The organism is Pseudomonas sp. WS 5079, from assembly GCF_012985465.1.
Classification (GTDB): Bacteria; Pseudomonadota; Gammaproteobacteria; order Pseudomonadales; family Pseudomonadaceae; genus Aquipseudomonas.
This window is the reverse complement of record NZ_JAAQWN010000003.1, coordinates 582,022-602,120: the sequence shown is the minus strand read 5'-3', so window position 1 is coordinate 602,120 and position 20,099 is coordinate 582,022. Positions and strand designations below refer to the sequence as shown.

21 protein-coding genes are annotated in these 20,099 nt (G+C 62.4%); 12 read left to right on the top strand and 9 right to left on the bottom strand.

Going from position 1 to position 20,099, the window contains the following annotated elements; genetic code table 11:
- Window position 1: 1 nt before the first annotated feature.
- Complete coding sequence (locus HBO05_RS11395) at window positions 2-955, top strand: adenosine deaminase (RefSeq protein ID WP_170042552.1); 954 nt, start codon at window positions 2-4, stop codon at window positions 953-955.
- A 31-nt stretch (window positions 956-986) separates the two neighbouring features.
- Here the strand turns inward: HBO05_RS11395 and HBO05_RS11390 are convergent, their stop codons facing one another.
- Together HBO05_RS11390 and HBO05_RS11385 are read right to left on the bottom strand one after the other, a co-directional pair.
- A complete protein-coding gene (locus tag HBO05_RS11390) occupies window positions 987-1,685 on the bottom strand; it encodes a helix-turn-helix transcriptional regulator (RefSeq protein WP_170042551.1) in 699 nt (232 codons plus the stop codon).
- 134 nt (window positions 1,686-1,819) lie between these two features.
- Window positions 1,820-2,749 (bottom strand): LysR family transcriptional regulator, encoded by a 930-nt coding sequence (locus tag HBO05_RS11385; protein ID WP_170042550.1) that lies wholly within the window; start codon window positions 2,747-2,749, stop codon window positions 1,820-1,822.
- A 122-nt stretch (window positions 2,750-2,871) separates the two neighbouring features.
- Between HBO05_RS11385 and HBO05_RS11380 the strand changes: the two genes are divergently transcribed.
- Together HBO05_RS11380 and HBO05_RS11375 are read left to right on the top strand one after the other, a co-directional pair.
- A complete protein-coding gene (locus HBO05_RS11380) occupies window positions 2,872-3,885 on the top strand; it encodes a zinc-binding alcohol dehydrogenase family protein (protein WP_172312666.1) in 1,014 nt (337 codons plus the stop codon).
- A gap of 149 nt (window positions 3,886-4,034) precedes the next feature.
- Window positions 4,035-4,214 carry a hypothetical protein gene (locus HBO05_RS11375; protein WP_032859764.1) on the top strand — a complete coding sequence of 60 codons (180 nt, stop codon included), beginning with the start codon at window positions 4,035-4,037 and terminating at the stop codon, window positions 4,212-4,214.
- A gap of 8 nt (window positions 4,215-4,222) precedes the next feature.
- On the opposite strand, the gene HBO05_RS11370 is transcribed toward HBO05_RS11375, so the two are convergent.
- Window positions 4,223-5,416: a multidrug effflux MFS transporter gene (locus HBO05_RS11370; RefSeq protein ID WP_172312664.1), complete on the bottom strand. Its 1,194-nt coding sequence runs from the start codon at window positions 5,414-5,416 to the stop codon at window positions 4,223-4,225.
- 86 nt (window positions 5,417-5,502) lie between these two features.
- Window positions 5,503-5,700, bottom strand: coding sequence for a cation transporter (locus HBO05_RS11365; RefSeq protein ID WP_169957137.1), 198 nt, complete (start codon window positions 5,698-5,700; stop codon window positions 5,503-5,505).
- Between the two features lie 147 nt (window positions 5,701-5,847).
- Between HBO05_RS11365 and HBO05_RS11360 the strand changes: the two genes are divergently transcribed.
- From HBO05_RS11360 to cueR, 3 genes are all read left to right on the top strand, one after another.
- The gene (locus HBO05_RS11360; RefSeq protein WP_169957135.1) at window positions 5,848-6,228 is read left to right on the top strand and encodes a hypothetical protein; all 381 of its coding nucleotides are present in this window, start codon (window positions 5,848-5,850) and stop codon (window positions 6,226-6,228) included.
- Window positions 6,229-6,308: 80 nt separating this feature from the next.
- Window positions 6,309-8,510 carry a heavy metal translocating P-type ATPase gene (locus HBO05_RS11355; protein WP_172312662.1) on the top strand — a complete coding sequence of 734 codons (2,202 nt, stop codon included), beginning with the start codon at window positions 6,309-6,311 and terminating at the stop codon, window positions 8,508-8,510.
- The gene (cueR, locus tag HBO05_RS11350) at window positions 8,507-8,908 is read left to right on the top strand and encodes a Cu(I)-responsive transcriptional regulator (protein ID WP_169957133.1); all 402 of its coding nucleotides are present in this window, start codon (window positions 8,507-8,509) and stop codon (window positions 8,906-8,908) included. The genes HBO05_RS11355 and cueR overlap by 4 nt, the downstream gene beginning before the upstream one ends.
- Before the next feature lie 54 nt (window positions 8,909-8,962).
- On the opposite strand, the gene HBO05_RS11345 is transcribed toward cueR, so the two are convergent.
- Window positions 8,963-9,859 carry a PA4780 family RIO1-like protein kinase gene (locus HBO05_RS11345; protein ID WP_076961462.1) on the bottom strand — a complete coding sequence of 299 codons (897 nt, stop codon included), beginning with the start codon at window positions 9,857-9,859 and terminating at the stop codon, window positions 8,963-8,965.
- Between the two features lie 174 nt (window positions 9,860-10,033).
- Window positions 10,034-11,311, bottom strand: a complete 1,278-nt coding sequence (locus tag HBO05_RS11340) for an acetyl-CoA C-acetyltransferase (RefSeq protein WP_169957131.1) — start codon at window positions 11,309-11,311, stop codon at window positions 10,034-10,036.
- 106 nt (window positions 11,312-11,417) lie between these two features.
- Between HBO05_RS11340 and HBO05_RS11335 the strand changes: the two genes are divergently transcribed.
- The 5 genes from HBO05_RS11335 (at window position 11,418) to HBO05_RS11315 (ending at window position 17,545) form a co-directional block, all read left to right on the top strand.
- Window positions 11,418-12,770, top strand: coding sequence for a 3-oxoacyl-ACP reductase (locus tag HBO05_RS11335; protein WP_172312660.1), 1,353 nt, complete (start codon window positions 11,418-11,420; stop codon window positions 12,768-12,770).
- A gap of 2 nt (window positions 12,771-12,772) precedes the next feature.
- Window positions 12,773-13,621, top strand: a complete 849-nt coding sequence (locus HBO05_RS11330) for a MaoC/PaaZ C-terminal domain-containing protein (RefSeq protein ID WP_169957128.1) — start codon at window positions 12,773-12,775, stop codon at window positions 13,619-13,621.
- A gap of 418 nt (window positions 13,622-14,039) precedes the next feature.
- Entirely contained in the window at window positions 14,040-14,495 is a 456-nt protein-coding gene (locus HBO05_RS29470) for a hypothetical protein (RefSeq protein WP_170042279.1), read from the top strand.
- Window positions 14,423-15,694 carry a collagen-like triple helix repeat-containing protein gene (locus tag HBO05_RS11320; protein ID WP_172312682.1) on the top strand — a complete coding sequence of 424 codons (1,272 nt, stop codon included), beginning with the start codon at window positions 14,423-14,425 and terminating at the stop codon, window positions 15,692-15,694. The genes HBO05_RS29470 and HBO05_RS11320 overlap by 73 nt, the downstream gene beginning before the upstream one ends.
- 168 nt (window positions 15,695-15,862) lie before the next feature.
- Window positions 15,863-17,545, top strand: coding sequence for a ShlB/FhaC/HecB family hemolysin secretion/activation protein (locus tag HBO05_RS11315; RefSeq protein WP_172312658.1), 1,683 nt, complete (start codon window positions 15,863-15,865; stop codon window positions 17,543-17,545).
- A gap of 403 nt (window positions 17,546-17,948) precedes the next feature.
- Here the strand turns inward: HBO05_RS11315 and HBO05_RS11310 are convergent, their stop codons facing one another.
- Genes HBO05_RS11310 through HBO05_RS11300 form a run of 3 tightly spaced genes read right to left on the bottom strand, consistent with a single transcriptional unit; the run spans window position 17,949 to window position 18,818 of the window.
- Entirely contained in the window at window positions 17,949-18,137 is a 189-nt protein-coding gene (locus tag HBO05_RS11310; RefSeq protein WP_169951996.1) for a Flp family type IVb pilin, read from the bottom strand.
- A 44-nt stretch (window positions 18,138-18,181) separates the two neighbouring features.
- The gene (locus tag HBO05_RS11305; RefSeq protein WP_169951998.1) at window positions 18,182-18,574 is read right to left on the bottom strand and encodes a response regulator; all 393 of its coding nucleotides are present in this window, start codon (window positions 18,572-18,574) and stop codon (window positions 18,182-18,184) included.
- Window positions 18,575-18,629: 55 nt separating this feature from the next.
- Window positions 18,630-18,818, bottom strand: coding sequence for a Flp family type IVb pilin (locus HBO05_RS11300; protein WP_038445716.1), 189 nt, complete (start codon window positions 18,816-18,818; stop codon window positions 18,630-18,632).
- A gap of 326 nt (window positions 18,819-19,144) precedes the next feature.
- On the opposite strand from HBO05_RS11300, the gene cpaB reads away from it, so the two are divergent.
- Window positions 19,145-20,092, top strand: coding sequence for a Flp pilus assembly protein CpaB (gene cpaB, locus HBO05_RS11295; protein ID WP_169952000.1), 948 nt, complete (start codon window positions 19,145-19,147; stop codon window positions 20,090-20,092).
- The last annotated feature ends 7 nt before the right edge of the window (window positions 20,093-20,099 follow it).

Below are 20,099 nucleotides of genomic sequence, written 5' to 3'. Positions count from 1 at the left end.
CATGTACGACTGGCTCAACGCCCTGCCCAAGGCCGAACTGCACCTGCACCTGGAGGGTTCGCTGGAGCCCGAGCTGCTGTTCGCCCTGGCCGAACGCAACAAAATCGCGCTGCCGTGGAACGACGTCGAAACCCTGCGCAAGGCCTACGCCTTCAATAACCTGCAAGAGTTTCTCGACCTCTACTACAAGGGCGCCGATGTATTGCGCACCTCCCAGGATTTCTACGACCTGACCTGGGCCTACCTGCTGCGTTGCAAAGCGCAGAACGTGATTCATACCGAGCCGTTCTTCGACCCGCAGACCCACACCGACCGTGGTATCCCGTTTGAAGTGGTGCTCAATGGCATCGCCAGCGCGCTCAAAGATGGCGAGCAGCAACTGGGCATCACCAGCGGCCTGATCCTCAGCTTCCTGCGCCACCTGAGCGAAGAAGAAGCCGAAAAAACCCTCGACCAGGCGCTACCGTTCCGTGATGCGTTTGTCGCCGTGGGCCTGGACAGCTCGGAAATGGGCCACCCGCCGAGCAAGTTCCAGCGCGTGTTCGATCGCGCCCGTGGCGAAGGTTTCCTGACCGTCGCCCATGCTGGCGAAGAAGGCCCACCGGAGTACATCTGGGAAGCCCTCGACCTGCTGAAGATCCAGCGTATCGACCATGGCGTGCGCGCCATCGAAGACGAGCGCCTGATGCAGCGGATCATCGACGAGCAGATCCCCCTGACCGTGTGCCCACTGTCCAATACCAAACTGTGCGTGTTCGACGACATGGCCCAGCACAACATCCTCGACATGCTCGAGCGTGGGGTGAAGGTCACGGTGAACTCGGATGACCCGGCGTACTTCGGCGGGTATGTCACCGAGAACTTCCACGCGTTGCACACCTCGCTGGGCATGACCCAAGACCAGGCCAGCCGCCTGGCGCAAAACAGCCTGGATGCACGCCTGATCAAGCCGTAAGCAACCCAGGCAGGAGCCGGCTTGCCGGCTCCTACACAGCCGCTATCCGGGCAATTTCCAGGCGCCCGGCCTCGGTGACCTGCAGTGCGCTCGACTCGTTGATCGTCTTCAACCAGCGCGACTGCATGAACAATTGCAACAATCCCGCCCCCAGCGCCCCACCCAGGTGCGGCTGCTGCTCGCTCCAGTCAAAACAGTCGCAAGCCAGCGTCGAGTAACCCTGATGGGCCAAGGCCTGGGTAAAAATGCCGTGCTCGGCCAAATGCCGTGCGCCCAGGGGCGTCACATGGATCCGCTGTTCGTAGCGCTCGATCCACTTCGCCAGCAGCATGCGTTGATAAAGTGCCGCCGCCATTTCCCCGCCCAAGTGGTCATGGCACAGCCGCGCCTGGCGCAACGCTGCCGGCGCCAGCAACGCCGCCACCGGCCGGCTGGGCGCAATGCGTGCCACACTGGCAATTGTGGTACTGGCCAACGCATCGACTGCCGCGCCCACATCCGCCGCCGCCATGCGGAAGAAGCGTTTGCGCCCACGGGCTTCAATACGCAGCAATCCACCCGCCGCCAACCGCGCCAGATGCGCATTGGCCGATGACGCCGATAACCCAGCCAACATCGCCAGTTCTTCAGACGGCTTGGCCGAGCCGTCCATCAATGCCCAGATCATCGCGGTGCGCTTAGGGTCGGCCAGCAAGGTGGCGATCTGGCTGATGCAAGGTGCCTGTTCCATATACTCACTCCCTGTTGAATCGTTGGTCTGCTCCATTCCGCGCAAAAGTATAAGTGTGTAAGCAGCAGATTCCGTGGCGTCTTACAGCCAAATCAGCTACAGCAACTGCCTGAAATTTCCTGAATCCCCTGGGGTTATTGCGTAGTCCCTCGCCGTTCAGGCAACTGCGCGCTCAACTTCCCACAACGTGCCACGAGCATTTCTCGCAGGAGATTGATCGGTTTACTCAATTGCGCGCGGTGGGCGCACAGCAGATTGAGCGGTGTGCGCTCACCCTGCAGCTCCGGCAAGAGCAACTGCAGACGGCCGGCCAGCACGTCGGCGCTGACATCCAGCCAGGACTTGTAGGCAATGCCCACCCCGGCCACGGCCCAGCGCCGCACCACATCGGCATCATCACTGAAGCGGTCACCGGTGACGGTCAGGCTGATTTCCCGCTTGCCATCGCGAAAGCTCCAATGGTCGTGCACCCGGCTGCCGAGCATGTAAAGCAGGCAATTGTGCTGGGCCAACTCCTCCAGGTGGCGCGGCTCGCCATGGCGGGCCAGGTAGCCGGGCGCCGCGCACAGCACCCGGCGATTGTCCGGCGCCACAGGCAAAGCCACCAGGCTCGAGTCCTCGGGTTCGCCGTAGCGCAAGGCGATATCCACCGGCTGGCGGAACAGGTCGGCGATCCGGTCGCCCAGCAGCAGGCGTACGCTCAATTGCGGGTGCTCACGTTGAAATTCGTCGAGCCACGGCAATAGTAGGTTGCGTCCGAAGTCCGAAGGCGCCGACAGTTGCAGGACACCGCTGACATGATCCTGACCGCTGGCCAGCAGGCGCCGGCCTTCATCCAGTTGGCTCAAGGCACCACGGGCGTACTGCAAGAAGCCCTCGCCCTCGGCGGTCAGGCGCAGGCTGCGGGTGGAGCGAGCCAGCAAGCGCACGCCCAATTGTTGCTCGATGCGTTTCAACGCGGCACTGGCTACCGCCGCCGACATATCCATGACCCGGGCGGCGGCAGACAAACTGCCCAAATCCGCCGCACGCACGAACAACTGCAAATCATCAAAACGCAGCATGAGCATCGCCCCGACTAATTATCAAAAATATATTGAAAGAGACTGCTCTTTTAGCGGGTTTTATCTGCAAGAGAAATAGCCAATGATCCACCTATTCCCTTCCACACACCCTGGAACTCGTCATGAAAGCCATCGCCTACTACGCCGCATTGCCAATCAACGACCCCAAGTCCCTGCAAGATATCCAATTGCCTGAGCCGGTGGCCGGCCCGCGCGACCTGCTGGTAGAAGTCAAAGCCATCTCGGTCAACCCGGTGGACACCAAGATCCGCCAGAACGTCGCCCCGGAAAACGGCGCGGCCAAGGTGTTGGGCTGGGACGTTGCGGGCGTGGTCAAGGCCGTCGGCAGCGAAGTGACACTGTTCAAGGCCGGCGACAAGGTGTTCTACGCCGGCTCCCTGACACGCCCGGGCGGCAACAGCGAGCTGCACACCGTGGATGAGCGCATCGTCGGCCATATGCCCAAGAGCCTGGGTTTTGCCGAAGCCGCTGCCCTGCCGCTGACCGCTATCACCGCCTGGGAACTGCTGTTCGAACGCCTGCAAGTCCCTGAAGGCAAGACCGATCAAGGCCAGAGCCTGCTGATTGTCGGCGCTGCCGGTGGCGTGGGGTCGATCCTCACCCAACTGGCGGCGCAACTCACCGCGCTCAAGGTCATTGGCAGTGCCTCGCGCCCGCAAACCCAGGCCTGGGCCAAGGACCTGGGGGCCGACCTGGTGGTCGATCACAGCCAGCCCCTGAGCGAAGAGCTCAAGCGCGCAGGCCACCCGCAGGTGACCCACGTCGCCAGCCTGACCCAGACCGACCAGCATCTGGACCAGTTGGTCGAAGCCCTTGTGCCCCAGGGCAAACTGGCATTGATCGATGATCCCAAGTCGCTGGACGTGCTCAAGCTCAAGCGCAAGAGCCTGTCGCTGCATTGGGAGTTCATGTACACCCGGTCGATGTTCGAGACTGCCGACATGATCGAGCAACACAACCTGCTCAACCGCGTGGCCGAGCTGATCGACGCCGGCACCCTGAAAACCACGGTGGGCGAACACTTCGGCGTGATCAACGCAGAGAACCTGCGCCGCGCCCACGGGTTGCTGGAAAGCGGCAAGGCCAAGGGCAAGATTGTGCTGGACGGCTTCTAAGACGCGGGCTCTGTGAGTGTCGTCCGCTATCGTTGTAGGTAAAGGACGGCACCGCTAGTCAGACACTTGATCCTTGTCATATTTGTGAGCGTATTCGGGTTTATATTGGCCGCCTTTGCCACGCAATCTTTTACGTGAGGAAGTCAGCAATGAAGATCCTGATAAAAGCGTTAGCAAAATCCCAAGGCAACAAATGGCAGGTTCGCCTGGACCACGATGCCTTTACCTTCCGCAGTGAAGCCGAGGCCCGCGCCTTCGCCAATACCCTGCAAAACCGGATCCAGGCACCCCACCGCTTTCCCGAAAGCCAGCAGCGCGCTACTGGCTGAAAACGCCGTCAGACCTGCGCTTGCAAGGCACGCTGCCGTTGCAGGCGCTGGGTCAACATGGCCACCACTACCGCCAACACCCCGCACAGACTGATGACGATCGACATCGGCATGGCCGTGCCGTCGTGCAATGCGCCGACCAACGATGCCGCCCCCGCCGCCACCCCAAACTGAATGCAACCCAAAAGGGCCGACGCGCTACCGGCCCGCGCGCCCTGGCCGTTCATGGCGCACGCCGAGGTATTGGGCATGATGCAGCCCAGGCTGGCGATACACAGGAACAGCGGCACCAGCAGCGGCCACAACGCCTGGGTATGCAGAGCACTGACCGCCAGCAACGCCAGCGCCGCCGCGAGGTACACCCACACCGTGCGGGTCAGCAGAAACGCCGGGCCGCGCTTGGCCAGCAGCCGCGCGTTGACCTGGGCCACCAGGATAAAACCCGCGGCATTGGTGCCAAACAGCCAGCCATAGTGCTCGGCCGGCACGCCGTAGAGCTTGATAAACACGAAAGGCGAACCAGCAATGTAGGCAAACATCCCGCCAATCGCGATGCCACCGGTCACGGCATAGCCCAGGTACACCCGGTCGGCCAGCAGGCGTCCGTACTGGCGCAACGCCCCGGACAATGGCTGCCGAGGCTGATGAGCCGGGAAGCTCTCCGGCAAACCGACAGCCACCGCCACCCCGGCGCCGACGCTAAATACCGTCAGCGCGAGGAAAATCGACTGCCAGCTCCACAGGCTGACCATTACCCCACCGAGCATCGGTGCCAGGATCGGTGCCAGCCCGACCACCAGCATCAACTGCGAAAAGACCTTGGCCGAGCCCACCGCGTCGCACTTGTCGCTGACCACCGCCCGGGAAATCACCATGCCCGCACACCCGCCCAGGGCCTGGACGAAACGCGCACCGATCAGCCACTCCAGGGACGGCGCATAGGCGCACGCCAAGGAGGCCACGGTGAACAGGGTGACGCCGCTCAACAGCGGGATACGCCGGCCAAAACGATCCGCCAGCGGCCCATAGATCAACTGGCCGATCGCCAGGCCGGTGAAGTACACCGCCAGGGTCAGCTGGATATGTTTTTCGTCGGTACCGAACGCCACGGCCATGGCCGGGAAGCCCGGTAGATAAAAGTCGATGGCCAGCGGCGCAAATGCGCTCAAGGCCCCCAGAATAAGGATTATGCGAAGGTTCATCAGGCACCCGGAAGAGTCGGCAGCCCGACAGTCTAGCCGCGCTTGGGTGCCTTGAACATTACGTTAGCTCGCTACCTATTAAATAATCAGGCGAGCCTGGCGTTGTAGCCTTCTTCGGTGATCAGGCTGATCACTTCTTCCGGCGACAAGCGACTTACCACGCCGACTTCCTTGGCTTTCAGATCTACATTCACGCTAGCGGCCGGATCTCTGGATTGTACTGCTTGGGTCACGGCCCGAACGCAATGGCCGCAGGTCATTCCTTCAACGCTGAATATTTGCATGACATGACTCCTTGAGTGAGGTTTCGCCCAGTTTCATCCTTGCCACGATGGCAAGGTCAAGCGCTGAAAACAACTGCCGGGCTGGCATTCCCTGGCGGCGTCGGCCAAGCTGCAACCATCCACGATTTGAAACCCGGAGAATTCACCATGCGCTGGTCGTTTTTTGGCCTTGTGAGCCTGCTCAGCCTGTTCGCCACTGTCCCCCAGGCCAGCGCCGCCGAGGACTATGGGGTGCTGATCATTTCCAGGGAACGCCTGGAAGTGCCCACCAATTGCGAGATTGGCCTGTACGTCAATGATCAACTGGCCGGCCGGCTGTTCCAGGAGCAGGCCACCTCGTTCAACTTCCCCGCAGGCCGGGTCTCGCTGCGTCTCAAACTGTTGCCGGGCCAGGCGCCTGGCTGCCTGCCGGGACTGTTGGCGCCCAAGGCACAAACCATCGAGTTGAAAGCTGGCGACGTGCGCAAGCTGCGCATTGCCCAAGGCGCAGACGGCATGTACCTAAAGCCTGCAAAACTGGGCTATTGAACCACGCGGGATAATGGAGCTTGACCTTCCCCTAAGGTTAAGGTTGATCCTACAGGCAACTACTCCTGGAGGACTGCCCCATGAATGGATCCACCACCTTCGACCTGCCGATCAGCGGCATGACCTGCGCCAGTTGCGTCGGGCGGGTCGAACGCGCCCTGAACAAGGTGCCCGGCGTGCAAAGCGTCAGCGTCAACCTGGCCAATGAACGAGCCCACGTCGAGGTGGCGGGCCAGATGGACGCCGCCGTACTGATCGCCGCCGTAGAAAAGGCCGGCTATACCGCCACCTTGCCGCAGAGCGAAACCGCCACCCAAGCCAGCCAGGAACAGCGCCTGAAACGCGAACGCTGGTCACTGGTGATGGCCATTGTGTTGGCATTGCCACTGGTGTTGCCGATGCTGGTGCAGCCCTTCGGCCTGCACTGGATGCTCCCGGCCTGGATCCAGTTCCTTCTCGCCACACCGGTGCAGTTCATCTTTGGTGCGCGCTTCTATGTCGCCGCCTGGAAAGCCGTGCGCGCCGGTGCGGGCAACATGGACCTGCTGGTCGCCATCGGCACCAGCGCCGGGTATGGCCTGAGTATCTATCAATGGCTCATCGCCCCGGCTGGGGTGGAACCGCACCTGTACTTCGAAGCCTCGGCGGTGGTGATCGCCCTGGTGCTGCTCGGCAAATACCTGGAAAGCCGCGCCAAACGCCAGACCGCCAGCGCCATCCGGGCCCTGGAGGCCTTGCGGCCGGAGCGGGCGATCCAAGTGATTGATGGCCGCGAGCAAGATGTCGCCATCAGCGCGCTGCGCCTCAACGACTTGGTACTGGTCAAGCCCGGCGAGCGTTTCCCGGTGGATGGCGAAGTGGTCGAAGGCCAAAGCCATGCAGACGAAGCCTTGATCACCGGTGAAAGCCTGCCGGTACCGAAACAGCCTGGGGATAAAGTCACCGGCGGTGCGATCAACGGTGAAGGCCGTTTGCTGGTACGCACCCTGGCCCTCGGCGCCGAGAGCGTGCTGGCGCGCATCATTCGCCTGGTCGAAGACGCCCAGGCCGCCAAGGCGCCGATCCAGAAACTGGTGGATAAAGTCAGCCAGGTATTTGTGCCGACCGTGTTGGTGATCGCCCTCGCCACCCTGATTGGTTGGTGGTTATACGGTGCGCCGCTGGAAACCGCATTGATCAACGCGGTGGCGGTACTGGTGATTGCCTGCCCGTGCGCATTGGGCCTGGCGACGCCGACTGCGATCATGGCCGGCACCGGCGTTGCGGCCCGTCACGGGATTCTGATCAAGGATGCCGAAGCCCTGGAGCGCGCCCACGAAGTCAGCGCGGTGGTGTTCGACAAAACCGGCACCCTCACCTCCGGCGCGCCGAAAATCGCCCACCTGCATGCGGTAGATGGCAATGAGGCGTTGCTGCTGCAACAGGCCGGCGCCCTGCAACGCGGCAGCGAACACCCATTGGCCAAGGCAGTACTGGACGCGTGTAACGAACAAGGCCTGCCGGTTGCCGATGTCAGCGCCAGCCAATCCCTGACCGGGCGCGGCATTGCCGGCACCCTGGACGGCCGGCAACTGGCCCTGGGCAATCGGCGCATGCTCGATGAGACCGGCTTGAAGCCGGGGGACCTGGCCGCCCACGCCAGCGCCTGGGAGGCCGAGGGCCGCACCTTGTCCTGGCTGATCGAGCAAAGCCCACAGCTGCGGGTACTGGGCCTGTTTGCCTTTGGCGATACCCTTAAGGAAGGTGCCCTGCAAGCCGTGCAACAGCTCAAGGCGCGCAATATCAGCAGCCACTTGCTGACCGGCGACAACCGCGGCAGCGCCCGCGTGGTGGCACAAGCGCTGGGCATCGACGATGTGCACGCCGAAGTGTTGCCTGCCGACAAGGCCGCCACCGTCGCCGAGCTGAAAAAGACCGGGGTAGTGGCCATGGTCGGCGACGGCATCAACGACGCCCCGGCCCTGGCCGCTGCGGATATCGGCATCGCCATGGGCGGCGGCACCGACGTGGCGATGCACGCGGCCGGTATCACCCTGATGCGCGGCGATCCGCGCCTGGTGCCCGCAGCGCTGGAAATCAGCCGCAAGACCTACGCAAAAATCCGGCAGAATCTATTCTGGGCCTTTGTGTATAACTTGATCGGCATTCCGCTGGCCGTGTTCGGCCTGCTCAACCCAGTATTGGCCGGTGCCGCCATGGCCCTGTCCAGCGTGAGCGTGGTCAGCAATGCGCTGCTGTTGAAAACCTGGAAACCCAAGGATCTGGAGGATCACCGCCAATGAACATCGGCCTAGCAGCCCGGCAAAGCGGCTTGAGCGCCAAGATGATTCGCTATTACGAATCCATCAACCTGCTCAAGCCGGCCCATCGCAGCGACAGCGGCTATCGCCTGTACGACCACGAGGACCTGCATACCCTGGCCTTTATCAAGCGCTCGCGGGACCTGGGGTTTTCCCTGGAGGAAGTCGGCAAGCTGCTGGAATTGTGGCAAGACCGGCAGCGCGCCAGCGCCGACGTCAAGGCGTTGGCTCGCCAGCATATCGATGAGCTGAACCACAAGATCCGCGAGCTGGGGCAGTTGCGCGATACCTTGCAGGACCTGATGGAGAACTGCCAGGGCGATCACCGGCCCGATTGCCCGATCCTCAAGAAGTTGGCGTCGGGCAGTTGCTGTAACTGAGTAAGGAGCGGGGGTACAAAAAATCCGGCCTGGGCCGGATTTTTTGTTGTCAGATCACTGCATCCACGGCGGCGGCGGTTCCTCCGCCGGTTTGCCCGGTGGCGCATCGTCCGCTGCGCGGATCGCCTGGCGCCGCTCTTCGTCGAGGCGTGCCGCTTCGATCTCGCGCATCACGCCGCCCACATCCGCCAACTCTTCCGGTTCGTCGAACTCGCCGGTCAATACGCTGGCCGGGTGCAAGGTGCCGGCTTCGTACAGCGCCCACATTTCCTTGGCGTACTTGGTAGCCTTCAATTCCGGGGCAAAGCGCCCGAAATACGAAGCCATGTTGCCCACGTCCCGCTCGAGCATGGTGAATGCGTGGTTGTTACCCGCCGCGTCCACCGCCTGCGGCAGGTCGATGATTACCGGTCCCGTCGGCGTCAACAGTACGTTGAACTCGGACAAGTCACCGTGCACCAGGCCGGTACACAGCATCAATACGATCTGCGAGATCAGGAATGCGTGATACTCACGGGCCTGATCCGGCTCCAGGACCACGTCGTTCAGGCGTGGCGCCGCATCACCGTATTCATCGGCCACCAGTTCCATCAGCAACACGCCTTCGAGGAAGTCGTAGGGCTGGGGCACACGCACACCGGCACCGGCCAGGCGAAACAAGGCCGCCACTTCGGCGTTCTGCCACGCGTCTTCGGTTTCTTTCTTGCCGAACTTGGAGCCCTTGGCCATCGCCCGGGCCTGCCGGCTGTTGCGGACCTTGCGGCCTTCCTGGTATTCGGCCGCCTGACGAAAACTTCGTTTATTCGCCTCCTTGTAGACCTTGGCGCAACGTAACTCGTTGCCGCAGCGCACCACATAAACAGCTGCTTCTTTACCACTCATGAGTGGGCGCAGCACTTCGTCGACCAGACCGTCCTCGATCAGGGGTTCAATGCGTTTAGGAGTCTTCATCAGCTTTTATTGTGGGTCCTTTATTACCAAACACGCGTATGGCACTCGTTATACGGCAATCCTCGCACAGCGGGGAGAGGGTAACGAGCCTTGATCTGCTAAAGAATGCATCCAATATGCCAGATTAATCCGACAAAGCCGCTATTGCTCAAGGCGTTCGGATGATAGCCGAGATCAGCGCTCAATGATCGCCGTCACGCCCTGGCCACCCGCCGCGCAGATCGAAATCAGCCCGCGCCCCTTGCCGGCCGCGTCCAGCAGCTTGGCCAGGTTGGCGACGATACGCCCACCGGTAGCGGCAAACGGGTGCCCGGCGGCCAGGGAACTGCCCTTGACGTTCAGGCGGCTGCGGTCGATGGCGCCCAACGGTGCGTCCAGGCCCAGGCGGCTCTTGCAGTAATCGGCATCTTCCCAGGCCTTGAGTGTGCACAACACTTGGGCAGCGAAGGCTTCATGGATTTCGTAGTAGTCAAAATCCTGCAGGGTCAGGCCATTTCTCGCCAACAGGCGTGGGACGGCATACACCGGCGCCATCAACAGCCCTTCGGCGCCATTGACGAAATCCACCGCCGCCGCTTCGCCATCGCGCAGGTAGGCGAGGATCGGCAGGCCACGCTCCTTGGCCCAGGCTTCGCTGCCCAACAACACCAGGGATGCACCATCGGTCAGTGGCGTGGAGTTGCCGGCGGTCAGGGTGCCCTTTGCGCTGCGTTCAAAAGCCGGTTTGAGGCTGGCGAGTTTTTCCAGGGTCAGGTCTGGGCGCAGGTTGTTATCACGGGTCAGTCCCAGGAACGGCGTGAGCAAGTCGTTATGCCAGCCTTCGGCGTAGGACGCGGCCATCTTCTGGTGGCTTTCCAGGGCCAGTTGGTCCTGCTCGGCGCGGGGTATCTGCCAAGTCTGCGCCATCAACTCGCAATGCTGGCCCATGGACAGGCCCGTACGCGGTTCGCCATTGCGCGGCAGTTCCGGCTTGAGGTGTTGCGGGCGAAGTTGTAACAGGACTTTTAATTTATCCGCCATGGATTTGCTGCGGTTGGCCTGCAGCAGGATCTTGCGCAGGCCCTCGTTCACCCCGATGGGCGCGTCGGAGGTGGTGTCGACACCGCCGGCGATCCCGCATTCGATCTGCCCCAGGGCAATTTTGTTGGCCACCAGCAACGCCGCTTCCAGCCCGGTGCCACAGGCCTGTTGAATGTCATAGGCCGGGGTTTGCGGCGACAGGCGCGAGCCCAGCACGCATTCGCGGGTCAGGTTGAAGTCGCGCGAATGCTTGAGCACCGCGCCTGCGGCCACTTCGCCCAGGCGCAGGCCGTGCAGGTTGTAGCGCTCGATCAAGCCTTCCAGGGCAGCGGTCAGCATGGCCTGGTTACTCGCCGTGGCGTAGGGGCCATTGGAACGGGCGAAGGGGATGCGATTACCGCCAATGATCGCGACACGGCGCAACTGAGTCATGGAAAGCTCCCTGTTAGGTGGTAGGTGCAATCCTGAGCCTAGACTAGGAACGACTGTCACCTATTGATGGTCCACCCTTTGAACCCCAGCAGCCGGAGAGCGTTCCATGTCTGACCGTTATATCGACTTCGCCAACTCAAGCCTCGGCCACCGCCTGGTCTCGGCCATTGGCCTGCCGTCCCCGGTACGCCTGGAGCGCTGGCAAGCCGGACGCCTGCGCCCGGTGGATGGCGCCCTGCTGTTGGGCGGCGGCCCGCTCGCGGCCCAGGTGCTGGGGTTTGCCAACAAACTCACCGAGGCCATCTACAGCTACGGGCCCGAGCCGCTGCAGGCCACGCCGTGGATCCCCGGGCACGGCCCCAAGCTCAAGGCGGTGCTGTTCGATGCCAGCCACTTGCAGCACACCGACCAACTCAAGCAACTGCGTGAATTCTTCCAGCCGCTGCTGAAAAATCTCGATCACAGCGCGCACCTGGTGATTCTCGGCCGCGCCCCGGAAAGCCTCGACGAACCGTTTGCCGCCAGCGCCCAGCGCGCCCTCGAAGGCTTCAGCCGGTCCCTGGCCAAGGAGCTGCGCAACGGCGGTACCCTGCAACTGCTGTATGTCGCAGAAGGCGCCGAGGAGCAGTTGGAAGGTGCGCTACGGTTTTTCCTTTCACCCAAAAGCGCCTATATCAGCGGCCAAGTGCTGCGCCTGAACGCCTGCCCAACCCAGGTGCACGACTGGACGCGCCCGCTGGCCGGGCTCAAGGCCCTGGTGACCGGGGCTGCCCGTGGCATCGGCGCCTCGATTGCCGAAACCCTGGCGCGCGACGGTGCCGAAATTGTGTTGCTGGATGTGCCGCAAGCCAAGGCCGATCTCGACGCCCTCGCCGCACGCTTGGGCGGGCGTGGCATTGCCCTGGATATCTGCGCCGATGACGCCGCCACGCAACTGATCGAACACTTGCCGGACGGCATCGACATTGTGGTGCACAACGCCGGGATCACCCGCGACAAGACCCTGGCCAATATGACCCCGGAATACTGGGACGCCGTATTGGCGGTCAACCTCAACGCCCCACAAGTGTTGACCAAGGCCCTGCTCGACAGCGGCACCCTGCACGACAATGGCCGCGTGGTTTTGCTCGCGTCCATCAGCGGCATTGCCGGCAATCGCGGGCAAACCAACTACGCCGCGAGCAAGGCCGGGTTGATTGGCCTGGCCCAGACCTGGGCGCCGCTGCTGGCGCAACGGGGTATCAGCATCAACGCGGTGGCGCCGGGCTTTATCGAGACCCAGATGACTGCGCATATTCCTTTCGCCTTACGTGAAGCCGGGCGGCGCATGAGTTCACTGGGCCAGGGTGGCTTGCCGCAGGATGTTGCCGAGGCGGTGGCCTGGCTGGGCCAGCCAGGGTCAGGCGCCGTCAGTGGCCAGGCATTGCGCGTATGCGGGCAAAGCCTGCTGGGAGCGTAACCATGCTGTGGCACACATTACCCAGCAGCCCGGCGCTGCCACCGCTGTACTGGCGCGCCGCGCTCAAGCGCAAGATCACCGGCACCACCTTGCCCACGTTTGGCCTGCATTGCCGGGTGCAGGTCAACCCCGAGGCGGTCGCGGCCTATCGCAAGGTCTGCGGGTTTGCCCAGAGCCCGCTGCTGCCGGCGACTTATCCGCACATCCTGGCGTTCGGCCTGCAGTTGCAACTGCTGACAGCACGGGAATTCCCCTTCCCGCTGCTGGGGCTGGTGCATTTGAGTAACCGTATCCGGGTGTTTCGCCCCATGGGCGGGGTCAGCGATGTACGGGTCAGCGTGCATACGCGCAACCTGCAACCCCATGCCAAGGGTGCGACTTTTGACCTGATCACCACCGTCGAAGATTCCCTGGGGCTGCTGTGGGAAGGTGAAAGCCAAATGCTCTGTCGCGGGATGAAACTCGATGGCGAGGCCCCAGAGCAATCCCTGCCAGCGCCCAATTCGATCAGCGAACTGACCCGCTGGCAGGCGCCATCCGACATCGGACGGCGGTATGCCCGGGTATCCGGCGACTACAACCCGATCCACTTGAGCGCCCTCACCGCCAAGCTGTTCGGCTTCCCCCAGGCGATCGCCCATGGGCTGTGGAACAAGGCCCGCACCGTGGCGGCCCTGCATGAACATCTGCCCACGGCGAATATCGAGATCTACGTTGAGTTCAAGAAACCGGTGCGCCTGCCTGGCGAGGTCATCTTGTTGAGCAGCGCCCCCGGCTCCAGCGGTGAGTTGCAACTCAAGGGCCACAGCGATATAGAGCACATGCTCGGCAAGTGGCAGCCGATTGCCTGAAACCGGGGTAATTTGCTGATTAATTGTATATATACAACCTAAGTTATAGCGGGCTAACGATAGCCCGCTAACTTATTCAAGTAGTTGATTTATAAAACATCGATGCAAACAACAAACCGCCCCCTATACCCTTGGTATTAATCACCAAGATGCATACCAGCGCCTGTATATAAATCGTTAATACCAAGTTGAGCGTTGCGAGAAAGAGTACCGAAGACTGTTATAGCCACAACGGACGCATGTATTGCCTGCCAAAGAACAGGCGAACTTGCGAAACCAACAAAGGCTGTACCAGGTGCTAAGGAACTCATCATGAAAACTCAAGTCGTGTTGTGGAAGGCAAGTACTGCATTGGCCCTTATCTTGGCGATGAGCCTGGGAGGCTGCAGCAGTGGTGGTGGCGGTCATAAAAGCAGCGTTGCATCCTCCTCCCCGGATGCTGGCGCCGGTACCGGCGGTGGTGGTACGGGTGGTGGTGACGGTGGTGGTACTGGCGGCGGCACTGGTGGCGGCGACGGTGGTGGTACTGGCGGCGGCACTGGTGGCGGCGACGGTGGTGGTACTGGCGGCGGCACTGGTGGCGGCGACGGTGGTGGTACTGGCGGCGGAACCGGCGGTGGCGACGGTGGTGGTACTGGCGGCGGAACCGGTGGTGGCACTGGCGGTGGCGACGGTGGTGGCACTGGCGGCGGCACTGGCGGCGGAACCGGTGGTGGCACTGGCGGCGGCACTGGCGGTGGTACTGGTGGCGGCACTGGCTCGACCACCAGCCCCCTGGTCACTGGCCAGATTGCAGCCAACCTGGGCGGCACCCTCGGCAATGTCGGTACAGCTATCGGTGGCATCGGCACCACCGTTGGCGGCGTTCCAGTAGTCGGCACTGCCGCAGGCGGCCTGGTGTCCAGCGTGGGCACCGCCGTGGGCAGCGTAGGCACCGGCGTCGGTACTGGCCTGGGCTCCCTGGGCACTAACAGCAACTCCCTGGGCGTTACCGTGGCCGGTGTGGCCAACGGCGTCGCCGACCTGGGCACGGGTGTTTCGAACACTGGCAAAACACTGTCGACCACCCTGGGCGGTATCCCGGTAGTGGGCGGCCTTACCGGCGGCGTCGGTGGGGCAGCCGGCGGCCTGGTGGATAAGGTTGGCCAGGCGGTCACCATGCTCGGCGATACCTTGAGCACCGCCAGCACCACCGGCCCACTGGGGTCGGTCACCAATACCCTGGGCGGCAAAGTGCTGGTGCCTGTGGTCTCGCTGGTGGAAAACACCACCGGCAACCTGGGTAAAGCCACCGGCCTGGGTAACCCGGTCAATGGCCTGCTGGACAAAGTCGGCTCTACCGTCACCGGCCTCGGCACCCAGGTGGCAGGCGCGGGTGGCGCTGGCAACCCGGTAACTGGTGCCTTGGGCAGCGTGCTCGGCGGTGTCGGAGCAGTAGCGGGCACTGCCGGTGGTTACGTCGCACCGTCTGCCGGGACCGGCAGTGGCAGCGCCCCTGCATCCGGTCTGCCTGAACTGGTGGGCGGCCTGGTGGCCAACGTCGGTAACGGCCTGAATGCGGGCAACACCAACGGCACCGTCAGTGCGGGGGGTGTGGCAGGCGGCGCACTGGGCAACACAGTAGCCTCGCTCGGCACAGTGATCGGTGGCAACGGCGTCGCCAACACGGCGGCAACCGCACCGGTGGCAGGCCTGGCAACCAATGTGGGCGCAGCGCTCAACCCTGTGACTTCGGGTGTCAGCAGCCTGACCCAAAACATCGGCACCACCACCGGCCTCGGTGCACCGGTCAACGGCCTGGTGACGCAAGTGGGCGGCGCAGTCAGCGGCCTGGGCGGCAACATCAGCGCGGCCAACGCCAACCCGGTCACCAATACCGTGGGCCAGACCGTCACCGCAGTCGGGGGCGTGGTGTCCTCGGTGGGCGGCCTGGTTACCGGCGGCACCAGTGGTAGCGGCGGGGGCCTGCTGGGCGGTCTGAACATCAATGCCAACGCCAACGCCACGGCGTCTGGTTCGGCCACTACAAACACCGGCGTAGGCGGCCTGCTCAAGGGGCTGACCGGCAAATAGAAGAATTGCACCTGGCCATTAGACGGCCTCCCCTACAGCGCCTACGCTTGGTTGAGACGAGAGATTCCAATGGGTCTCTCGTCTTTTTTATTGGAACTCCCGAACCGTGCCCAAGAACCCGGCGGGACCCTGCGAAATGCCGCTGCAGTTTTGACCATGGAGTGTCCTATGCGCGTTTTGACGCCGTTGTTATTGCTCACCCTCAGCGCTTACGTCCACGCCGAGACCCTACCCAGCTTCCTCAACAGCAACGACACCATCCGCAACCTCCCCGTCCCCAACCTGCCGGCCGACGCCTACCGGCCCGTGACGCCGCAGACCCAGCTACCAGAGACCCCGGCGGCACAAGCGCAACCGCTGCTGATGGACACCAAAGTCACCATCCGCAAGCTGCAGATCGAAGGCGGCACGGTGTATCCGCTGCAGGAAGTCGCCCAGGTTTTCGAGCCGTTGATTGGCCATGAAACCAACCTCGCCCAACTGATCGAAGCGACCCGCAGCATCACCCGGCGCTATCAGCAGGACGGCTACCTGTTGTCCTACGCCTTCCTGCCCGACCAGCGCTTCGAACAGGGCCTGGTGCGCGTGGTGTTGGTCGAGGGTTATATCAAGGACTACCAGGTACAAGGCGACATTGGTTCGGTGTCGGCCTACGTCGACAAGTTGGCGCAAAAGCTCCAGGCCGAACGCCCGCTGACCCGCAAGACTTTCGAGCGCTACACCACCTTGATGGGGCGGATTCCCGGCGTGACGCTGCAAGCGCAAGTACCGCCACCGGGCACCACCGATGGTGCCGCGCACATGAATATCCAGGCCAGCCGCAAACCGTTCACCAGCAGCATGAGCATGACCGACGACAGCCGCGGGGGCCTGCAAGCCTTGATCGCCGGTACCAGCAATTCCCACACATCAATGGGCGAACAAGTCAGCCTCAGCGGCCTGTTCCCGCCGGGGGACGACAAAGAGCATTACTACCGGCTCGACTACAGCCAGTTCATCAATGCCGAGGGCACGCAACTGAGCCTGTATGGCGCGCGCTATCGCAGCGACCCGAGCACCCATATCCGCCTCGACGGCGGCTTCTCGCTCAAGCCACACCGGGAAAACGACCGGTTCTCCATCGGCCTGAGCCACCCGCTGATCGCCTCGCCCAGCGAGTCCCTGACCCTCGGCACTCGCTTCTACGGAGTGAACGACAGGACTCGCTATCAACTGGTCGGTTACCCGCAACGCTTTGACGTGGAAACCGACCTGCGCGCGCTGGCCTTTGAAGGGGATTGGCGCAAGGCCGACAATCGCCAACTGCGCATCCTCAGCGCCGGCCTGTACCAGGGCGTCGACGGCCTGGGCGCAAAAACCCGCAGTGACTTCGAGGGCATAAAATCCGACCTGGACTTCTTCCGCCTGCGCCTGTCCGGGGTGCAGAGCGACAAGTTCTTCGACAACTGGCAAGGCGTGCTCTCGGCGGCGCTGTACTGGAGCGACGACACCCTGCCCGACAGCGAACGGGCGGTGTTCGGTGGGCAGAACTTCGGGCGCGGCTACCCGGATGACCAGGGTTCGGGCGACAAGGGCTGGGGGGTGGCCTACGAGGTGAACTACAGCTACAACCGCGCTGGCGACTGGGTAAGGGTCGTGCAGCCTTACGTCGTGCTCGACCGCGCCAAGGCCTGGTTCAACAACCTGCCGGTCAAGGACAGTGACATGTCATCTGCCGCCGTTGGCGTGCGCTTTGGCGATGCCAAGTACTACAACATTGCGTTGGAGGCGGCCAAGCCGATGTCGGATATGGCATTGGACAGTTTTAACCGGCGGCCGCGGTATACCTTGAGTTTTAGCTATCAGCTGTAGGAGCCGGCTTGCCGGCGATGCGGCGATGCGGCGACCCGACAAGCCAGCTCCCACAGGGAAATGCAGCTCTGCGCTGTAGCTCTGCTTTTGATCTTGATCTTGATCTCAGACGCCCCGTCAAACCACGCTGGCCGCAGGCAGGTATTGCGCAGTGGGCACCCCGGCATGGATGCCGGGGTAGCCGCGACACGGCCATGGATGGACGATCGCGGCGGGCCCACGGAGCAATGCCTGACTGCGGGCATGCCGAGCCTAGGCGAGGCACCGAGTGGTGGGGCAAAAGCGCTTTGGTTACTTTCGCGCTCTTCGAAAGTGACCCGCCGTCAGGGCGGAACCCTAAGTGGCCATGACCGCAGCAACGGATATGTACACAAACCCAGTGTAGATACCTATGGCACCGCCCTCAGGTCAGAGCATCCCCCACCTTGCCAAAGAACGTCGCAATCTGCGGCCCCAGCAACTTCCCAGCCGCCAGCACCACCAGCGCAATCACCACAATCAAAATCACATACTCGATAGCCGTCGCACCGTCCCGGCGGCGCCAGAACAGCATCGACCACGCATACATCCTCAGCAGCAGGGCAAGCAACATAGGGCATCTCCTCAGCAGGGCGCTATGCACGGGCCAACTGTTCCCTACGCCCGGGGGAACAGATTGTTAAGGGTGTCGATCAACCGAACCAGGTAGATGGGTTTGCGAAACAGGTCCAGGACCTGCAAGCGCAGCATGTCACTGACATCATCCATTTCGGCATGGCCGGACATGACAATAACGGGCAGGTGCTGGCGTGACGTGTGCTCACGCAAGCGCTTGATCAGGGAGATGCCACTTTCCTCGGGCATGCGCAAGTCGGTGATAACCAGCGCGATATCAGGATGCAGTGTCAGTTGCTGCAATGCATCTGTGACGGAGGTGGCACAAAAACAAATAAAGCCCTCGTCTCCCAGCGATTCGGCCAGTTCAACGAGGGCATCTTCTTCGTCATCCACCAACAGGATCTGCTGGCGGCTCGCAACAACAGCGCTCATGAGCAATACCTTCCAAGACAATCACTGATGGGCATGCTCAAGGCACTGCTGCCAATCAGGTCAAGGCGGCTCCGACTTTAGCGAACATGGCCGCGATCTGAGGCCCAAGCAATTTACCGGCCGCCAGCACGACCAGCGCGATAACCGCGACAAGAATCACGTATTCAATCGCCGTCGCGCCCTCTTTGCGATGAAAGAACAGTTGGAGTTGGACGTAGAGCTTCATCATGAAGGTAAGGAACATATGACTTCTCCTTTGCGCTTGCTTGCGCAGATCGCGGTGCTGCACGGTGATTGCTGCGTGCCACTAGAGCATTGTCAACAAACCCCACATCAACAACTGTAAGAACGGATTAATCACAAAGTAGTAGTCACAACCTTGACGTCATGAACCCGTGTTTTAAGGAGCTGCGCGAGGGTTCCAAAATAAATCGCGGACGCTAATGGCATTTTGTCCTAGCTCGGCTACCGTCAAATAGCGAAATCGTTAGATGTTCATAGCTGCCTGGTTGCGAAATCAACTCGTTGGGAAAAACGGGCGCGTGGTGCAACAGGAAAGGGAGAGCCTTCATGAACAGTCGTGTCAGCATGATCCTGGCCGGGTTGTTATTAATCGGTGCGCTGTTTGCAGGCTATTGGGGACTGGTACTGAGTCGTCCGCCTGAGCCGGCAGCCACGCCCGCGCCATCTGGCGTTTCTGTGGAAAAAACCGTCGCCGCCGTCGAAGACCAGACCCGCCAACCCGTGGTGGTCCTGGCCCATGACGTGCCGCCCTATATCGCCCTGACCGCCGCCGACCTGACCCTGGAAAAACTGCGCACCGCCCCGGCCGGCAGCTTGACCAGCCTCGACCAGGCCATCGGCCGCACGCCCTTGAGAGCCCTGCGTGCCGGCACCTGGCTGGATGATTCCAGCTTCAATGCCGGAGGCCCGCTGGCCCGCATGATCCGCCCTGACGAACGCGCCCTGGCGGTGGCCGTCGATGAGGTCATCGGTGCGGCTGGCCAGTTGAGCCCCGGGGATTTTGTGGATGTGCTGCTGTTCCTGCGCCCGGAAGGCACCAACCCCGAGCCCACGTCACAGATCATCGTGCCGGCCCTGCGCCTGCTCAGTGTCGGCGATACCCTCGGCCCGACCAACGATGGCAAGCCCGCCGTTGCGCCGCCCACCACCGATGAAGAAAAAGCCCGCCAGGCACAACGCCAGGCAAGCCCACCGCGAACCGTAGTGCTGGCAGTGCCGGAACAGTTGATGAGCCGCTTGATGCTGGCCACCAGCGTCGGCGCCTTGCGCCTGGCGGTACGCAGTGCCGATGAACAATTGCTGAGCCAGTACTGGGCCGGGGACAACGAGGCCTTCGCCAAACTGCAAAGCGCCAATCGCGAGCTGTACCAGTTCACTCAACTGGCCATGCTCGGTGCGCCGAAAAGAGTCACACAGGCTGGAGGCGCCAACGAACCCCGGCGCTCCGGCATCGAGGTCATACGCGGTAACCAAGCGATCCAACAAAATCCCTGAGCAAGGA